General features: G+C 72.1%; 17 protein-coding genes and 1 tRNA gene. 6 read left to right on the top strand and 12 right to left on the bottom strand.

What is annotated here, in order from left to right; all coding sequences use genetic code 11:
* Positions 1-144: 144 nt before the first annotated feature.
* Entirely contained in the window at positions 145-1,128 is a 984-nt protein-coding gene (locus PKE79_RS11360; RefSeq protein ID WP_271173804.1) for an alpha/beta hydrolase, read from the bottom strand.
* 123 nt (positions 1,129-1,251) lie between these two features.
* On the opposite strand from PKE79_RS11360, the gene PKE79_RS11365 reads away from it, so the two are divergent.
* Together PKE79_RS11365 and gnd are read left to right on the top strand one after the other, a co-directional pair.
* A complete protein-coding gene (locus PKE79_RS11365; RefSeq protein WP_271173805.1) occupies positions 1,252-1,374 on the top strand; it encodes a hypothetical protein in 123 nt (40 codons plus the stop codon).
* A gap of 99 nt (positions 1,375-1,473) precedes the next feature.
* Positions 1,474-2,937 carry an NADP-dependent phosphogluconate dehydrogenase gene (gene gnd / locus PKE79_RS11370; protein WP_271173806.1) on the top strand — a complete coding sequence of 488 codons (1,464 nt, stop codon included), beginning with the start codon at positions 1,474-1,476 and terminating at the stop codon, positions 2,935-2,937.
* Positions 2,938-3,009: 72 nt separating this feature from the next.
* Here gnd and PKE79_RS11375 read toward each other — a convergent pair whose 3' ends face one another.
* The gene (locus tag PKE79_RS11375) at positions 3,010-4,506 is read right to left on the bottom strand and encodes a sensor histidine kinase (RefSeq protein ID WP_309299973.1); all 1,497 of its coding nucleotides are present in this window, start codon (positions 4,504-4,506) and stop codon (positions 3,010-3,012) included.
* Positions 4,503-5,243 (bottom strand): response regulator transcription factor, encoded by a 741-nt coding sequence (locus tag PKE79_RS11380; protein ID WP_271173807.1) that lies wholly within the window; start codon positions 5,241-5,243, stop codon positions 4,503-4,505. Before PKE79_RS11380 ends, PKE79_RS11375 begins: the two co-directional genes overlap by 4 nt.
* A 170-nt stretch (positions 5,244-5,413) precedes the next feature.
* Here PKE79_RS11380 and PKE79_RS11385 point away from each other — a divergent pair, with 170 nt between their 5' ends.
* Positions 5,414-6,868, top strand: coding sequence for an ABC transporter permease (locus PKE79_RS11385; protein ID WP_271173808.1), 1,455 nt, complete (start codon positions 5,414-5,416; stop codon positions 6,866-6,868).
* Between the two features lie 26 nt (positions 6,869-6,894).
* On the top strand, positions 6,895-7,578 hold the full coding sequence (locus tag PKE79_RS11390) for an ABC transporter ATP-binding protein (RefSeq protein WP_271173809.1): 684 nt from the start codon (positions 6,895-6,897) through the stop codon (positions 7,576-7,578).
* A gap of 51 nt (positions 7,579-7,629) precedes the next feature.
* Here the strand turns inward: PKE79_RS11390 and PKE79_RS11395 are convergent, their stop codons facing one another.
* From PKE79_RS11395 to PKE79_RS11420, 6 genes are all read right to left on the bottom strand, one after another.
* Positions 7,630-9,177, bottom strand: coding sequence for an FAD-dependent oxidoreductase (locus PKE79_RS11395; RefSeq protein WP_271173810.1), 1,548 nt, complete (start codon positions 9,175-9,177; stop codon positions 7,630-7,632).
* Entirely contained in the window at positions 9,174-10,037 is an 864-nt protein-coding gene (locus tag PKE79_RS11400) for an FAD:protein FMN transferase (RefSeq protein ID WP_271173811.1), read from the bottom strand. The genes PKE79_RS11395 and PKE79_RS11400 overlap by 4 nt, the downstream gene beginning before the upstream one ends.
* Position 10,038: 1 nt before the next feature.
* Positions 10,039-10,491, bottom strand: a complete 453-nt coding sequence (locus PKE79_RS11405) for an FMN-binding protein (RefSeq protein ID WP_271173812.1) — start codon at positions 10,489-10,491, stop codon at positions 10,039-10,041.
* A gap of 108 nt (positions 10,492-10,599) precedes the next feature.
* Entirely contained in the window at positions 10,600-11,634 is a 1,035-nt protein-coding gene (locus PKE79_RS11410) for a ribose-phosphate diphosphokinase (RefSeq protein WP_271173813.1), read from the bottom strand.
* The gene (gene glmU, locus PKE79_RS11415) at positions 11,609-13,069 is read right to left on the bottom strand and encodes a bifunctional UDP-N-acetylglucosamine diphosphorylase/glucosamine-1-phosphate N-acetyltransferase GlmU (RefSeq protein ID WP_271173814.1); all 1,461 of its coding nucleotides are present in this window, start codon (positions 13,067-13,069) and stop codon (positions 11,609-11,611) included. The genes PKE79_RS11410 and glmU overlap by 26 nt, the downstream gene beginning before the upstream one ends.
* Before the next feature lie 31 nt (positions 13,070-13,100).
* Positions 13,101-13,172: transfer RNA gene (locus PKE79_RS11420), tRNA-Gln, on the bottom strand.
* A gap of 101 nt (positions 13,173-13,273) precedes the next feature.
* Between PKE79_RS11420 and PKE79_RS11425 the strand changes: the two genes are divergently transcribed.
* Positions 13,274-13,777 (top strand): MarR family winged helix-turn-helix transcriptional regulator, encoded by a 504-nt coding sequence (locus PKE79_RS11425; protein ID WP_271173815.1) that lies wholly within the window; start codon positions 13,274-13,276, stop codon positions 13,775-13,777.
* A 6-nt stretch (positions 13,778-13,783) separates the two neighbouring features.
* Here PKE79_RS11425 and PKE79_RS11430 read toward each other — a convergent pair whose 3' ends face one another.
* Positions 13,784-14,728, bottom strand: a complete 945-nt coding sequence (locus PKE79_RS11430) for an aldo/keto reductase (protein ID WP_271173816.1) — start codon at positions 14,726-14,728, stop codon at positions 13,784-13,786.
* A 53-nt stretch (positions 14,729-14,781) separates the two neighbouring features.
* Here PKE79_RS11430 and PKE79_RS11435 point away from each other — a divergent pair, with 53 nt between their 5' ends.
* A complete protein-coding gene (locus PKE79_RS11435; protein WP_271173817.1) occupies positions 14,782-15,144 on the top strand; it encodes a MerR family transcriptional regulator in 363 nt (120 codons plus the stop codon).
* Between the two features lie 115 nt (positions 15,145-15,259).
* Here the strand turns inward: PKE79_RS11435 and PKE79_RS11440 are convergent, their stop codons facing one another.
* Together PKE79_RS11440 and PKE79_RS11445 are read right to left on the bottom strand one after the other, a co-directional pair.
* Positions 15,260-15,805 (bottom strand): hypothetical protein, encoded by a 546-nt coding sequence (locus PKE79_RS11440; protein WP_271173818.1) that lies wholly within the window; start codon positions 15,803-15,805, stop codon positions 15,260-15,262.
* Between the two features lie 239 nt (positions 15,806-16,044).
* The gene (locus PKE79_RS11445; protein WP_271173819.1) at positions 16,045-16,422 is read right to left on the bottom strand and encodes an HNH endonuclease; all 378 of its coding nucleotides are present in this window, start codon (positions 16,420-16,422) and stop codon (positions 16,045-16,047) included.
* Positions 16,423-16,539 lie beyond the last annotated feature (117 nt).

A 16,539-nucleotide genomic window follows, 5' to 3' on the forward strand; every position in this document is an offset into this window, starting at 1 on the left:
ACGCTGCGCGTGAGGAGGGCATGGGCCCGCATCACCGCGTCGATCACGGATGCCCGTCTCGCGCACGCGCGGAGGCACCCCTCGCCGAGGTCGTCGTCCATGCTACCCGACGCCGGCGGTCGGGAGAACCGCGGATTCCCAGCCTCAGCCCGCGACGAACCCGCTCACCCAGCGGTCCATGCGCGCGTACGCCTCCTCGCGCGCGTCGCGCCGCGAGAGGAACACGTCGTGGAGCGCCCCCTCGATGCGCTCCACGGTGACGCTGCGGCCGAGCCGGAGCGACGCGCGCGCGATGTCGTCGACGACGAGGACCGAGTCGACGCGCGTGAGCTCGTCGGACCACCGCGTGGGCGGAGCGCTGCGCGCGGAGAGCAGGACGCAGACCGGCGCGGCGATCCCGAGGCCGGTCGCGACCCGCGCGTGCCCGGCCAGCACCGCGCTCAGCCATCCGGCATGGACCGTCATCGTCTGCTCGGGGCGCCAGAGCGGGTTCACCTCGACCGGGTCGTCGGGGTCGGCCGCCTCGCGCTGGGCGCGAGAGTAGTAGCCCAGGTCGACCTGCGGCGCCGCGTCCATGGGGCGCCAGCGCGCCTGCATCTGCACGACGGGGGCGATCGCGGTGCGCACGCCGCTCAGCTGGAACTCGAGCCACGGGCTGTTGAGGATGAGCGCGCTCGCGACGTCGGGATGGCGCGCGGCCCAGAGGCTGAGCGTGAGGCCTCCGGTGGAATGGCCGAGCAGGACGAGGCGCCGCCCCACCGCGGGCCGCATCGCCGCGAGCGCCGCCGCGATGTCCTCGTCGTAGACGTCGAGGTCGGTCGTGTACCCGGGCGTCTGACCGGGCCGGAGGCTCCTGCCGTACTTCCGGAGATCGAGCGCGAAGAAGCGCGCGCCGCGATCGGCCCAGAAGCGCGCGAGCCGGCGCTGGAAGAAGTAGTCCGACCATCCGTGCACGTAGAGGACGTCGACGTCCTCGAGCGGACGCGCGCGCTCGAGGAACCGGCGGCGCCGCGGGAGGTGCCGGACGAGGGTGGCCACGACGTCGCCTTCGCCGTCGGCAGCGAGCGGCAGCTCGAGCTGCTCGAACCCCTCCCCCAGGATGTCCGGGGCCCACGCGCGCGCCGCCATGGGCCGAGCCTATCGAGGAGGGCCCGACGACGCCCGCGACTACGATGGAGGCGGCGCATCGCGCCGTCCTCGACCGTCCGCGCGCGCCCTGGAAAGGACCGCGCATCTGCAGAAGGAGTCCCCATGATCGACGGCGCAGCCATCTCGCACGTGATCGCCTGGGTCATCGGCGGCATGTCCGTGACCTTCGTCGTGCTCGTCGCGGGCGCGATGTTCGCTCTCGGCCGGAGCTCGTACCGCAAGTGACGCCCTCCGCGCACTCACAACGTCACGGAGAGGCGCGTGAGGCGCGGGAGCACTACCCTGCATTACGTACGATCATTTCCCGTCCTCAAGGAGACGCGCGTGACTGACGCTTCATCGACCCCTGCCCTCGCGAACATCGGGGTCGTGGGCCTCGCCGTGATGGGCTCGAACCTGGCCCGCAACCTCGCGAGCCGCGAGGGCAACACGGTGGCCGTGTACAACCGCAGCCGCTCGAAGACCGACGAGCTCGTCGCCGAGCACCCCGAGGCCGGCTTCATCCCGGCGTTCTCCTACGAGGAGTTCGCGGCCTCGCTGTCGAAGCCGCGCACGGCGATCATCATGGTCAAGGCCGGTCGTCCCACCGACGCGGTGATCGACTCCCTCGTCGAGGTGTTCGAGCCGGGCGACATCATCGTCGACGGCGGCAACGCGTACTTCCCTGACACGATCCGCCGCGAGAAGGCCGTCCGCGAGACCGGCATCAACTTCGTCGGCGCGGGCATCTCGGGCGGCGAGGAGGGCGCGCTCACGGGCCCCTCGATCATGCCCGGCGGCTCGGACGAGTCGTGGGTCACGCTCGGCCCCATCCTCAAGTCGATCGCGGCGGTCGCCGAGGGCGAGCCCTGCGTCACGCACGTCGGACACGACGGCGCCGGCCACTTCGTGAAGATGGTGCACAACGGCATCGAGTACGCCGACATGCAGCTCATCGCCGAGGCGTACGACCTCATCCGCCGCGGCACGGGCAAGACGCCGGCCGAGATCGCCGACGTCTTCGCCGAGTGGAACAAGGGCGAGCTCGAGTCGTACCTCATCGAGATCACCGCCGAGGTGCTCCGCCAGGTCGACGCCGAGACGGGCAAGCCCCTCGTCGACGTGATCCTCGACCAGGCGGGTGCGAAGGGCACCGGCGCCTGGACCGTGCAGACGGCTCTCGCGCTCGGCGTGCCCGTGTCGGGCATCGCCGAGGCGACGTTCGCCCGCTCGCTGTCGTCGCACCCCGAGCAGCGCGCCGTGGCGGCGTCGCTCCCCGGCCCCGACGAGGAGTTCCGCGTCGACGACGTCGACGGCTTCATCGAGGACGTCCGCCAGGCCCTGTTCGCGTCGAAGATCATCGCCTACTCGCAGGGCTTCGACGAGATCCGCGCGGGCGCAGCGGAGTACAACTGGACGATCGACCTCGGCGCCGTGTCGAAGATCTGGCGCGCCGGCTGCATCATCCGCGCCCAGTTCCTCAACCGCATCGCCGACGCGTACGCCGAGCAGCCCGACCTCCCGGTGCTCGCGACCGCCCCGTACTTCGCCGAGGCGCTCACGCGCGGCCAGGCGGCGTGGCGCCGGGTCGTCGTCGCCGCGACGCAGGCGGGCATCCCCTCGCCGGCGTTCTCGTCGTCGCTCGCCTACTACGACGGCATCCGCGCCGAGCGCCTGCCCGCCGCCCTCGTGCAGGGGCAGCGCGACTTCTTCGGCGCGCACACCTACAAGCGCATCGACAAGGAGGGCACGTTCCACACGCAGTGGAGCGGCGACCGCACCGAGATCGAGGCCGAGGACACCCACTAGCACTCAGCGAGCCGAAACGCCGCAGCGAGCCGACCCCCGCCCGGGGTCGGCTCGCTCCGTCTCCGGCGCCGGTCAGGCCGGCGGGGCCTCGGCGGGCTTCGCGGGCAGGCGCACCTCGAACGTCGTGTCTCCGGGTGCGCTGCGCACGGAGATCTCGCCGTGGTGCGCTTCGACGATCGCCTTGGCGATCGAGAGCCCGAGGCCCGTCCCGCCGGTCTTGCGCGCCCGCGACCGATCGCCGCGCGCGAACCGCGTGAACAGCTCGCCCTGGAGCTCCTCGTCGATGCCCGGCCCGTCGTCGTGCACGGTGAGCACGGCGCGCGTCCCGCTCCCCTCGCCCTCGAGGCGCACCGCGAGCTCGACGTGCGTCCCCTCCGGCGTGTGCGTGCGGGCGTTCGCGAGGAGGTTCACCACGACCTGGGTGAGACGACCCCGGTCGCCCGCGATGACGACGGGCTCCTCGGGCACCTCGACCGACCAGTCGTGATCAGGCCCCGCCGCCTGCTGATCGGCGAGCGCCTCGACCGCGAGCTGGGTCAGGTCGACGGCGCCGAGCACGATCTCGTGCCCCTCGTCGAGACGCGCGAGGAGGAGCAGGTCCTCGACGAGCGAGGTCATCCGGATCGACTGCGCCTGGATGCGCTCGAGCGCCTGCTCCGACGTCTCGCTGAGCGACGGATCGCGCAGCGACAGCTCGGAGTAGCCCCGGATCGACGCGAGCGGCGTGCGCAGCTCGTGGCTCGCGTCGGCGACGAATCGGCGCATGAGCTCCTCGTTCCGCTGCCGTGCGTGCAGCGACGACTCGACATGGTCGAGCAGCGTGTTGAGGGCGGCGCCGACCTGCCCGATCTCCGTGCGCGGGTCGGCCTGCTCGGCGGGCACGCGCTCGTCGATCGACACGGATCCCTGGTCGAGCGGCTGCTGCGCCACGCGGGTCGCCGTCTCGGCGACTGCGCGGAGGGGGCGCAGCCCCGCGCGGATGACGAGGGTCGTCGCGATGCCGAGCAGGATCATCCCGCCGATCGTCGCGAAGAGGATGGTCGTCCAGAGCCGGCCGATCGTGCCCTGGACCTCGGCGGTGGGGAGGCCGATGACGAGCGACTGGCCGGTCTGCCGGATCACGGCCGTGCGGACGCGGTACGTGCCGAGATCGGACACCGCGACCGTCTCCGTGTGCGCCTCGCCGGTCATCGCCGTGACGACGTCGTCCACCTGCTCGGCGGTGAGCGCCGTGACACTCCCCTCGCCCACCACCGCGCCCGTGATGCCGCCGTCGGTCTCGGCGACGAGGAGGAGTCCGCGCTCGACCGGCGGGCCGACGAGAGCCTCCGCGGCGGTCTTCCCCGACGCGAGCGCCTCGGCGACCTGGTGGTCGAGCTCCTGCGTGGCCGAGGCCACGCGCTCGCTCAGCTGCTGGTCGAGGACGCTGCTCATGATCGCGCTCGTGAGGGTCGTGATGATCACGAGGATGACCGACACGATCGACACGATCGTGATCATGAGGCGCGCTTCGAACGTCAGCTGCCGGCGCGGCGGCGCGGCCAGCTCGTCGCGCGGCGCATCGGTCACTGCGGTGCCTTGATCATGTAGCCGGCCCCGCGCACTGTGTGGATGAGCGCCTCGCGTCCGGCGTCGATCTTCTTGCGGAGGTACGAGATGTAGAGCTCGACGACGCTCGACTTGCCGCCGAAGTCGTAGTGCCAGACCCGATCGAGGATCTGCGCCTTCGAGAGCACGCGCCGCTGGTTGCGCATGAGATAGCGCAGCAGCTCGAACTCGGTGGCCGTGAGCTCGATCGGGGTCCCCGCGCGCTCGACCTCGTGGCTGTCCTCGTTGAGGGTGAGGTCCGCGACGCGCAGGATGGGCTCGACCTCGGCCGCGAGGGCCGTGCCGGAGCGGCGCATGAGGGCGCGCAGACGCGCGACGACCTCCTCGAGGCTGAACGGCTTGGTCACGTAGTCGTCGCCGCCGGCCGTCAGCCCCGCGACCCGGTCGCTCACGGCGTCCTTCGCCGTGAGGAAGAGCACGGGCACGTCGTTGCCGTTCTGGCGCAGCCGCTGGAGGACGCCCATCCCGTCGAGATCGGGCATCATGACGTCGAGGATGAGCGCGTCGGGATCGAACTCGCGCACCGCCTGGAGCGCCTCGAAGCCGCTGCCCGCTGCGCGCACCTCCCAGCCCTCCATGCGCAGCGCCATCGACAGCAGGTCGGTGAGCATCTGCTCGTCGTCGACGACGAGGACGCGCACGGGGCTGCCGTCGGGACGGGTGAGGGCGGGCGACGGAGTGCGAGCGGGCGTTGTCATGCGACCCATTGTGCTCCGCTTCCTATGGGTCTGCTATGGCACGCGCTATGCGCGGGCTGTGAGTGCGCGCGGCGCCGCATAGCCCGTTCATACGCCGCTCATGCCCCCTCCATCGCCGCGCTCCCTACGGTCGCAGCTGGCCGCTCGCGGGGAGCGGCGAAGGGAGATCCATGTTCGGAACGTACCTGCGACGAGAGCTCGCGGGCCGGAAGCGGCAGACGATGATCGTCGCCTCCGGACTCGCGGTGGCGATCGCGCTCGTGATCATCGTGAATGCGCTGTCGGCCGGCGTCCGCGACGCCCAGAACGCGGCCCTCGAGTCGGTCTACGGCGTCGGCACCGACCTCACGGTCAGCGGGGCGGCGGCCGAGCCCGGCGAGGGCCGCGGCCAGCGCTTCGAGTTCGGCGAGGACGACGGCGAGACCGCCGAGGACGGGACCACGCAGGTGAGCCAGTCGCGCCTCGCCGTCGAGATGGGCCGGAGCACACTCGCGTCGTCCGCGGTCGAGACGGCGGCCGGCACCGAGGGCGTCTCCGCCGTGTCGGGCGCGCTCGCGCTCACCAACATCACGTTCGACGGCGAGCTGCCGAGCGCGCCGGAGGACGCCGGGGACGCCACGCAGGCCGCGCCCGCGGAGGGAGAGGCGCCTCCGGGCGGCGGAGGCGGGGGCTTCGGCGGCGGCGCCTTCGACCTCGACTCGATCAGCGTCCTGGGTGTCGACGACGCCGCGACGACGGTGGGCCCGCTCTCGTCGGTCGAGGTGTCCGACGGGCGCGCGCTGGAGGCATCCGATGCGGGTGCCGCCGTCGTCGACGCGACCTACGCCTCGACCAACGAGCTCGCGGTCGGGGACGCCGTCGAGCTGGGCGGCGAGGAGTTCGAGATCGTCGGGATCGCGGCGTCCGCGACCGACTCCGCCGACACCGCGGCCGACGTCTTCATCCCGCTCGACATCGCGCAGGAGCTCTCGGGCGCGGGCGACGTCGTCTCGACCGTGTACGTGCAGGCCGCGTCGGCCGGCGACATCGCCGCCGTGCAGGCCGCCCTCGAGGAGGAGCTGCCCGAGGCGACCGTGAGCTCGCAGTCCGACCTCGCCTCGACGGTCTCGGGGTCGCTGTCGAGCGCCTCGAGCCTCATCTCGAGTCTCGGCACGTGGCTCTCCGTCATCGTGCTCGCGGTCGCCGTGCTGCTCGCGTTGCTGTTCACGCTCTCCGGCGTCTCGCGCCGCACGCGCGAGTTCGGCACGCTCAAGGCGATCGGATGGACGAACGCGCGCGTCGTGCGCCAGGTCGCCGGCGAATCGGTCGTGCAGGGGCTCATCGGCGGCGCGGCCGGCGTGGCGCTCGGCGTGATCGGGGCCGTGATCATCGACCTCGTGCGGCCGACGATCTCGACGTCGTCCGCTGCGGCAGCCACTGGCCCCGGTGCGGGAGGCGGCATGGGCGGTCCGTTCGGCGCGATGGCCGAGACCGCGAGCGACATCGCGCTGACGGCACCGCTCGACGCCGTCGTCATCATCGCCGCCGTGGCCCTCGCGGTCGCCGGCGGCCTCGTGGCCGGGGCGATCGGCGGATGGCGCGCCGCGCGCCTGAGCCCCGCCGAGGCGCTGCGCTCGGTCGGCTGAGCGCGGACGGAACAGAGGAGAACATCATGACCACGCTGTATGCGCTCGAGGGCGTCCAGAAGACCTACCGGGCGAAGGGGCGCGAGATCCGCGCGCTCGCCCATGTCGATCTCACGATCGAGCAGGGCGACTTCGTCACGATCCAGGGGCCGACCGGCGGCGGCAAGTCCACGCTGCTCCAGCTGCTGGGAGCGCTCGACACGCCGACGAAGGGCTCGATCTCGATCGCCGGATCCGAGCTCGGCCGGGCGTCAGCGGGGGAGCTCAGTGCGCTCCGCGCCGGCGAGATCGGCTTCGTCTTCCAGGGGTTCAACCTCATCCCCACCCTGACGGCGAGGGAGAACGTCGCCATGGGTCTCGAGCCGCTGCGCCTGTCGAGGGACGAGCGCGACGCGCGCGTCGCCGAGGCCCTCGCGCAGGTCGGGCTGGCCGAGCGCGCCGACCATCGTCCCGCTGAGCTGTCGGGCGGCCAGCAGCAGCGCGTCGCGATCGCGCGTGCGATCGCGAAGCGGCCCCGGGTGCTGCTCGCCGACGAGCCGACCGGGAACCTCGACGAGCGCACGCGCGACGAGATCATGGACCTGCTCGAGCGCCTGAACGCCGATGGCCTGACCCTCGTCCTCGTCACGCACGACTCGGCCGTCGCGCGCCGCGCCCGCCGTCGGCTCCGCCTCGACCACGGCGCCGTGCACGACATCACCCGGCGGTGAGCCGGCCGAGCGGCGGCGCGCCCCTCTCGTCGGGTGCGCCGCCGCTCGGCGTCAGTAACCGGCGAAGGCGTCGGTCGTGAGCGACCGCGCCCTACCGAGCGCGGGCGCGAGATCGGCGATCAGGGCCGGCGGGCCGGAGACGTACGCGTGACGGGCCGCGATGTCCGGGACGGCAGCGGCCAGGCCATCCGCCGTCAGCCGCTCCCCTCCTGCCCACGCCCAGTGCGCGGGCAGGCCCGCGGGCTCATCCGGGGTGAACACGACCGTCCGGACGCCGGTCTGCTCGAGCTCGTGTCGATACGCGAGCTCGTCGGCGCGGGAGGCCACGAGCACGAGCACGGCATCGCGCCGCGCGCCCGAGAGCTGCAGGTGCCGCAGCTGCGACACGAAGGGCGTCACGCCGATGCCGGCGGCGACCATCAGCACCGGCGCATCCGCCGACCGCGGCAGCACGAAGTCGCCCCACACTCCCGTCACCGCGAGCACGTCGCCCTCGCGCGCCTCCGCGAGGGCGCGCTTGTAGCTGGAGAGCGCTCCCCCGCGGCTCTCGCGGAAGGCGATGCGGATGGTCGGGAGCTCCTCAGGCGCAGAGGAGATCGAGAACTCGCGGCGCGTCCCGCGCGCATCGGGCCGACGGTGCGGCACGTCGAGCTCGAGGTACTGGCCCGGCACGAAGGCCAGGCGCCGCTGGGCGGCGAGCGTCAGCTCCTGGATCGTCGGAGTCAGGGCGACGCGCCGGACGAGGGTGAGACGGACGGCGCCGCGCGCCGCGAAGGCGAAGGCGATGAGGTTGCCGATGAGGAGCGCGCGCTCCTGGCCGAGGGTGATGATCCCCAGCGGAATCGGCCAGCCGGCGAGCACGCCGACCACGACCGCGACGAGGTACTGCTGGCGTCGGCGCGGCGGGAGCGTGAGCGGCTCGGACAGCATGAACGCGCCGAGGAACAGGAAGGGCGACTGCACGACCAGGCCCTGCAGCAGGGTCTCGAGCGGAAGCGAGAGACCGGCGGCGAGGAGCTGCACGATCGTGCGGGCGGCGCCGACGACCATCGCCACGACAAGGAAGAGGCCGACGACGCGGAGCTTCTCGGTGCGCCAGAGCACGAGGACGGCGAGGACGAGGAGCGGGGCGAAGAGCGCGGGGGTGCCCACCCACCACGCCGAGGTCGTGAGCGTCGAGAGCGTCGCGACCGTCGCCCCGACCGCCGCGGGATTCAGGATGTGGCGCCCGCGCCAGACGATCAGGTACTTCGAGAGCGACGCGGCCGCCGCGGCGATCGCCGCGCCCGCCAGGCCGGCGGCGTCGAGCCCGGGGCGCACGACGAAGAGCAGGATGCCCGCGGTGATGAGCGTCGACTCGGGCCGCCAGACGAGCCCGAGGATGCGGTGCGCGGCGCCGTCGACGATCGCGCCGACGCCGACGAGGACGGCGGCGGTCGCGAGGAGGGCTCCCGGCGAGGGCAGCACCAGGCCGAACACGGACAGTGCGAGCGCGATGGCCGCGAGCACCGCGAGGGCGACGAGGACGAGCCGGTACATCGAGAACCGCCCGAGCGCGCGCATCCCCCGCTGGTAGACCGAGGTGAGTCGTCCGATCATGTGAACAGCTTCGCTTCTCCCCGCTCCCCGCGGGAGCCCCGGGACCACTCGGCGCGGCCATCCGACAGCACGCGCACCCAGTGCACGCCGTGCGCGTGCGCGTACTCGGGCCCGCCGTCGAAGAACAGCGCGGTCGCGGCGGCGTCGGCGACCATCGCCGTGGGGGCGATCGCCCACGTGGCGACGACCGTGCGCACCGGAAGACCCGTCCGCGCATCGAGGACGTGGTGGAGCCCGTCGCCCCACGTGCGGCGATTGGCCGCCGACGCGCACAGGGCCTCGTCCTCGACGGTCACGATGCCGATCGCGCGCCGCGGGTCGTAGGGGTGCTCGAGGGCGACGCGACGGCGGCCGCGGACCCGCAGGTCGCCGCTCGCGTCGACGACCCCCTCACCCGGAACGCGGTCGGCGACGAGATCGACGAGGCGCCCCTTGCCGAGCGCCCCCACGTCGACGACGCCAGGGCCGCGCAGGCGGAGCTCGCCGTCGTCCCACGTCAGCCGCGCACGCCAGTCCACCGGAGCCGGGAGGGGCTCCCCCGCACGCAGGCTGTACGACGCGTCGTACCCCAGCTGCTCGAGCGAGCCGCCGACGAGCGGGTTCACCGCGCCATCCGTCGCCGCGGAGAGCTCCGCGCACGCGTCGAGCATCGCCCCGGCGTCGGGCGGCGCCGGCGCAGCGCCGCCCGCGGGGGCGAGCCGGGAGACGAGGGAGTCGGGGCGGAAGCGCGACCAGGTCGCATCGAACGCCTCAACCTCCGCGGTCACCGCGTCGCGCACGTGCGCGTCGAGCGGCTGCGCCGACTCGATCTCCCAGCTCGTGCCGATGGCGTCGAAGCGCCACACGGCCGACGCGGACACGTCAGACCGCCGCGTCCTGCTTGATCTGCTCGATCGCCGCGTTGAAGCCGCCGCTCGTGAGCGACGACCCGGCCACGCGGTCCACGGCGAGGTCATCGAGGGCGACCCCCACGACCTCGTCGGCGATGCCGGCGATGAACTGGGACTGGTACTGCCGGCTCTCGGCCGCCTGCGGGTCGCCGGTCACCTCGACCGCCGTCACCACGTCGTCCTCGATCGTCACGGTCACGCTGACCGTCTCGACCGTCTCCGGAGTCTGGTAGCTGCCCTCGGCCGTGTAGGTGCCGTCGGCGTACGCCACCGTGCCCGAGTCGGTCGCCTGGCCGCTCGACGCGTCCGTCGTCGCGGTCTCGTCGTCCGCGGTGGCTCCCACGGTGACGGCGCCGCAGCCCGCGAGCGCCACGACGCCCGCGACTCCTGCGAGTGCGGCGCCGGTGCGAATGGATCGGTTCATGTCGGTCCCCTGTTCATCGGTGCCGCGGTGCGGCCGTGTGAGGCAACCCTAACCAGGCACGATGCGGGAACCGCTTCGCGGACCTTATGAGTCTGCTGTGACGGTCGCTCAGGCGGCGCCGTCGAACATGCTCGTGACCGATCCGTCGTCGAACACCTCGCGGATGGCACGCGCGAGCAGCGGCGCAGCGGAGAGCACCGTGAGCTTCTCGAAGCGGCGCTCCGGCGGGATCGGCACGGTGTCGGTGACCACGACGCGGTCGACGGACGCATCCTGCAGCCGCTCGACGGCGGGGTCGCTGAAGATCGCGTGGGTCGCGCCGACGATGACCTTCTTCGCGCCGTTGGCCTTGAGCGCCTGGGCGGCCTTCACGATCGTTCCGGCCGTGTCGATCATGTCGTCGACGAGGAGGCACGTGCGGCCGGACACCTCGCCGACGATCTCGTGCACGGAGACCTGGTTGGCGACCTTCGGGTCACGGCGCTTGTGGATGATCGCGAGCGGTGCCGAGAGGCTGTCCGACCACGTGTCGGCGACGCGGACGCGGCCCATGTCGGGCGAGACGACCGTGAGCGTCTCGCGCTCCTCCTCCGTGAGGGTGTCCTCGAAGTGGCGCAGCAGCACCGGCTTCGCGAAGAGGTGGTCGACGGGACCGTCGAAGAAGCCCTGGATCTGGGAGGCGTGCAGGTCGACGCTCATGATGCGGTCGGCGCCGGCCGTCGCGATCAGGTCGGTGACGAGGCGCGCCGAGATCGGCTCGCGGCCGCGCCCCTTCTTGTCCTGGCGCGAGTACGGGTAGTACGGTACGACCACGGTGACGCGCTTCGCCGACGCGCGCTTGAGTGCGTCGAGCATGATGAGCATCTCCATGAGCTCCTCATTGACGCTCTGGCTGAACGACTGGATGAGGAAGACGTCGCTGCCGCGCATCGAGACCTCGAAGCGCGTGTAGATCTCACCGGACGCGAAGGTGCGGTGCTCGGTCGGCGCGATGCCGATGCCGAGCTGCTCGCCGACGGCCTGGGCGAGCTCGGGATGCGAGCGCCCCGCGACCACCACGAGCCGCTTCTTCGTCTTGGTGACGACTCCCGGGGCGATGCCCCGTTCGAGGTCGAGGTCAATGGTCTTCTTCGTGCGCGCCATCGGCTGCTTTCTCCGCCGCTCGGGCACGAGCCGCGGCCTCTGCCGCTGCGGTGCCCGCCCTGTTCGTCTCGACCCACCCGGCGATGTTCCGCTGGGGTGCCACGCTGAGAGCGAGAGCGCCCGCCGGCACATCCTTGCGGATGACCGCGCCCGCTCCCGTCTTCGCGCCGTCACCCAGTGTAACGGGGGCGACGAAGACGTTGTGCGAGCCGGTGTGCACCTCGTCGCCGATCACCGTGCGGTGCTTGGCGATGTCGTCGTAGTTCGCGGTGATCGCGCCCGCGCCGAGGTTGACCCCGCGGCCGATCGTCGTGTCGCCGACGTACGAGAGATGCGGCACCTTGCTGCCCTCGCCGATCGTCGAGTTCTTCACCTCGACGAACGTGCCGACCTTCGCGTCCGCCGCGAGCTCCGCTCCGGGGCGCAGGAACGCGAACGGACCGACGGTCGCCCCCGCGCCGATCACGGCGAGCGTCGCGTCGGTGCGCCGGACGGTCGCGCCCTCGCCGACCTCGCAGTCGAGGAGGGAGGTGTCGGGGCCGATCGTCGCCCCCTCGCCCACGCTCGTCGCGCCCAGGATGAAGGTGCCGGGCAGCACGGTCACGTCAGGGGCGAGCGATGCGGTGTCGTCGATCCACGTGGACGCGGGGTCGAGGATGGTCGCACCCTCGACCTGCCAGCGGCGCACGATGCGCGCATTGAGGATGGCCGCGGCCTCCGCGAGCTGCACGCGGTCGTTCACGCCGAGCGCGATGCGCGCGTCGGGTGCCGTCTGGGCGGCGACGCGTGCGCCCTCCTCGCGGAGCAGGCGGACGACGTCGGTGAGGTACATCTCCCCCTGCGCGTTCGCCGTGCCGATCCGCGCGAGCTGCGCGCGCAGCGCCGGCGCGCGGAAGACGTAGACGCCCGCGTTGATCTCGGCGATGGCGAGCTCGTCGTCGCTCGCGTCCTTCTGCTCGACGATGCGGGCGACCGCGCCGTCGGCGTCGCGGATGACGCGCCCATAGCCCGACGGATCGTCGAGCGACGCGGTCAGGAGGGTCGCCTCGGCGCCCGAGCTGCGGTGCCTCTCGATGAGCGACGCGAGAGTCTCCGCATCGAGCAGCGGCACGTCGCCGCTCAGCACGAGGACATCGCCGCCGAACGAGTCCGGGAGGTTCTCGACCGCGACCTGGACCGCGCGCCCCGTTCCCGGGATGTCGTCCTGGTCGACTGGCTCCACGCCGGGGAAGTCGGCGATCGCCTCGACCACCCGGTCGCGCTCGTGGCGCACGACGACGCGCGTCACGACCGCGTCGAGCTGCTGCGCCGTGTGCAGGACGTGCCCGACGAGGGGACGACCGCCGATCCGGTGCAGCACCTTCGGGAGCTTCGATCTCATGCGCGTCCCCTGCCCCGCGGCCAGGATGACGATCGCCAGTTCGCTCTGTGTCACGTGGTTCTCCGTCACGTCGCTCTCCGTCACGCTCCGCCACCAGGATTCGAACCTGGTCCTCACAGCTCCAAAGGCTGTCGTGCTGCCGTTACACCATGGCGGACCACGGCCCCTGGCCGCCCCACAAGTCTGCCACGTGGCGTCGTCGGGCTCGGGTCGTCGGCCGGCGTCTGACCGATGGCGCGCGTGCGTGATACTGGACGGATGGCCACGGATACCGACGAAGTCGACCGCATCGTGGGCGCCTGGGCGACGCAGCGCCCCGATCTCGACTTCTCGCCGATGGAGGTGCTCTCGCGTGTCGACCGTCTCTCGCGGCATCTCGACCGCGCGCGCCGCGAGGCGTTCAGCCGCACGGAGATCGAACCGTGGGAGTGGGATGTCCTCTCGGCCCTGCGCCGGGCCGGAGCCCCGTACCAGCTGAGCCCCAAGCAGCTGCTGCAGCAGACGCTCGTGTCGAGCGGCACCATGACGAACCGGATCGACCGCCTCGTGACGCGCGGGTTCGTCCGCCGGGAGTCCGACCCCGGCGACGGCCGCAGCGTGCTCGTCACGCTCACGGACGACGGCCGCACGCGCGTCGACGCCGCCATCACACGGCTCATGGACGCCGAGGCCGAGCTGCTCGGCCGCCTGTCGGCGGCCGAGCGGACGCGGCTGGCCGCGCTGCTGCGCCGCCTCAGCCTCAGCTTCGACGGCGGCGTCTGACCGGGGTCAGCCCTCGACGTCGAGCCGCTCGAGCTGCGCGGCCGTGAGCTCGAGCGCGACGGCGTCGAGAGCGGCGTCGAGCTGGTGCAGCCGGCTGCCGCCGAGGATCGGGCGGATGCCCTGCGACACGAGCCACGCGAGGACGACCTGCCCGCGGGTCGCGCCCGCGTCACGGGCGACCTCGTCGAGGGCCTCGAGTCGGCGCGCGTTGCCCGGGTGGTCGTAGACCGGGTCGATTTCCTTCTCCGGGTTGTCGTAGGCGCCTCCGAGGAGGGGTGTGTAGGCCCAGATCTCCATGCGGTGCTCGCGCGCGATGTCGCGCTGCTCGTCGCTGAGGAGGCCGAAGGGGTGCACGACTCCCGCAGGCCGCGCGCCGGGGCGCGCCCGCAGGTAGGTCGCGTTGAGCTGGAGCGCGTCGATCGGGAGGGCGCCCGACGCCGATGCGTGCCGCCTCGCGCGCTCGACACGCCAGGCCGGATGGTTCGACGCCCCGACCCTGCGCACCTCACCGCGCGCGACGAGCTCCTGCAGGGCGTCGACGGTCTCGTCGATCGGCGTCTGCCGGTCCTCCTGATGCAGCCAGAGGAGATCGACGGAGTCGACGCCGAGGCGCGAGAGGCTTCCCCGGAACGCGTCGTGGATCGCGCGACGGCTCAGGCCCGCGCGGTGCTCGGGCCAGGATCCGGCCCAGAGCGGCTCGGCGCCGACCTTCGTCGAGAGGCGGACGCGCTCGCGCATGCCCGGCCGTGCCGCGAGCCACCGGCCGAGGACGGTCTCGCTCGCGCCGCCGCGGCCATCCGCGCTCTCCCAGAATGCATAGCAGTCGGCGGTGTCGATCCACTCGCCGCCGCGTTCCACGAAGCGGTCGAGAAGGGCGAAGGACGCCTCGTCGTCGAGACGGGTTCCGAAGGTCATGGCGCCGAGGACGAGGGGTGTGGTGGTGACGGTCATGAGGACACGATGCGACCTGGAGCGCGCTCCGGGTCAAGCGCTATCGTGCGAGCATGACGACCTACTCCCCTGCAGAGGCCTCCACGCGCTCCGGCCTCTCCATCGACACGCTCCGCTACTACGAGCGCGAGGGGATCCTGCCGCCGGTCGCACGCGACGGCGGCGGGAGGCGCGTGTACACCGACGGCGACCTGTCGACGCTCGACTTCCTCAAGTGCCTGCGCGACACGGGGATGCCGATCGAGCGGCTGCGCCGATACGGAGAGCTCTGCCGCGACCCGTCCACCCTGCGCGCCCGCGTCGACCTGCTGCGCGAGCACGCGGACGACGTCGATGCGCAGCTGGAGCTCCTGCGGCAGCGCCGCGCGAGACTCGACGAGAAGATCGCGTGGTACGAGGAGCAGATCGGCGCGTGATCGACGACGCCCGGAACGCCGCGACGGCCGACGCGCTGACAGCCGAACGTGCGGGAGCCTCGCCGGATCCGATCCGACGAGGCTCCCGTGCGCGATCGGCCTCACGGCCGCGAGCTCACTCCTCCTCGTAGGAGCCGCTCTGCTCCGAGGATCCGCCGAAGGACGACTCCGATGACGAGTCGCCGCCGTACGCGGAGCCGCTCTCCTCACCCGACGACTCGCCGCCGTAGGACGATCCGCTCTCCTCGCCCGACGACTCGCTGCCGTAGGAGGACTCGGACGACTCATCGCCGAACGCGGTCGGCTCGCCGCCGTAGGAGGACTCCGACGACTCGGGCGACTCGCTGCCGTAGGACTCGCCCGACTCGCCGCCGTAGGAGGACTCCGACGACGACTCACCGCCGTACGAGGACTCGATTCCATACGACTCGCCGGACGACTCGCTTCCGGTCGACTCGCCCGACTCGCCGCCGTACGACGACTCCGACGACGCGCCGCCGTATGACGAATCCGACGAGCCCCCGTCGTAGGAGCCGCCCTGCTCCGACGACTCGCCATACGACTCCGAAGCCTCTCCGGAGTACTGGTCGCCCGACCCGAACTCCTCAGCCCCCTGCCCCTCGGACTGGTCGTTCTGCCCGAACTGATCCGAATTGCTCATGTTGTTCCCCCAACTGATCTGGATGTGAACGGCGCCGACGACGAGCGGTCGTCGTCGACCGACGCGAGCACGCCGATCCGAGCGATTCCCCCTCGCCTGGGTCAGGATGACCCCGGCTCCCCAGGCCTACTCAGGGCGCGCGGGAGCGTCAACCCCTCCCGCGCACTGTTCCCCGAACCTTCAGGCAGGTGCCCGCTCGTACACCGCGCAGGCTTACCGGGCAGCTCCTCCTCCACCGTTCAGAAGGGTGGCGGGTCGCCGTCGTGGATGAAGCGGACGACGGGCGGCGGCACGTCGGTGCAGGTGCGTCCCGTCGGCGACGTCCATTCGAGGACGCCGCCGGGTCTCTGCACGACCGTCCATGCGGAATGGTGCTTGAGGGTGTGATGGTACTCGCAGAGGTAGGCGAGGTTGCACACGCAGGTGGGCCCGCCGAGGCAGTGATCGATCGTGTGATCGGCGTCGGAGAGGCGCTTGCGGATGGGGCGACGGCATCCGGGGAACCGGCAGTGCTCGTCGCGCGCTCTCAGGTATCGGCGCTGCGCGGCATTCGGGAAGCGCAGATCCACCGTGAGCAGCGCTCCGGTGTCGGCGTCGACGAACAGCCGCTCCCACACAGGGGCGGTCGCAGCGAGCTGAGCGTGTCAAATGGTGTGTGTAAGGGGTGCTGGTTCTCCTTACGAAAGGAAGCACGCACTTGGCGATCGACAAGGTGGCGCGGGAAGCGCGTCGGA

Source organism: Microbacterium barkeri, assembly GCF_027921765.1.
Lineage (GTDB): Bacteria > Actinomycetota > Actinomycetes > Actinomycetales > Microbacteriaceae > Microbacterium > Microbacterium barkeri.

Bases quoted from the DNA above. Each gene is read 5' to 3' on its own strand.
- PKE79_RS11435 (WP_271173817.1), top strand. From the start codon at position 14,782: ATGACGACCTACTCCCCTGCAGAGGCCTCCACGCGCTCCGGCCTCTCC.
- PKE79_RS11395 (WP_271173810.1), bottom strand. From the start codon at position 9,177: ATGATCGGACGACTCACCTCGGTCTACCAGCGGGGGATGCGCGCGCTC.
- PKE79_RS11380 (WP_271173807.1), bottom strand. From the start codon at position 5,243: ATGACAACGCCCGCTCGCACTCCGTCGCCCGCCCTCACCCGTCCCGAC.
- PKE79_RS11425 (WP_271173815.1), top strand. From the start codon at position 13,274: ATGGCCACGGATACCGACGAAGTCGACCGCATCGTGGGCGCCTGGGCG.
- PKE79_RS11385 (WP_271173808.1), top strand. From the start codon at position 5,414: ATGTTCGGAACGTACCTGCGACGAGAGCTCGCGGGCCGGAAGCGGCAG.
- PKE79_RS11440 (WP_271173818.1), bottom strand. From the start codon at position 15,805: ATGAGCAATTCGGATCAGTTCGGGCAGAACGACCAGTCCGAGGGGCAG.
- PKE79_RS11430 (WP_271173816.1), bottom strand. From the start codon at position 14,728: ATGACCGTCACCACCACACCCCTCGTCCTCGGCGCCATGACCTTCGGA.
- PKE79_RS11390 (WP_271173809.1), top strand. From the start codon at position 6,895: ATGACCACGCTGTATGCGCTCGAGGGCGTCCAGAAGACCTACCGGGCG.
- PKE79_RS11410 (WP_271173813.1), bottom strand. From the start codon at position 11,634: ATGGCGCGCACGAAGAAGACCATTGACCTCGACCTCGAACGGGGCATC.
- PKE79_RS11405 (WP_271173812.1), bottom strand. From the start codon at position 10,491: ATGAACCGATCCATTCGCACCGGCGCCGCACTCGCAGGAGTCGCGGGC.
- PKE79_RS11365 (WP_271173805.1), top strand. From the start codon at position 1,252: ATGATCGACGGCGCAGCCATCTCGCACGTGATCGCCTGGGTCATCGGC.
- PKE79_RS11360 (WP_271173804.1), bottom strand. From the start codon at position 1,128: ATGGCGGCGCGCGCGTGGGCCCCGGACATCCTGGGGGAGGGGTTCGAG.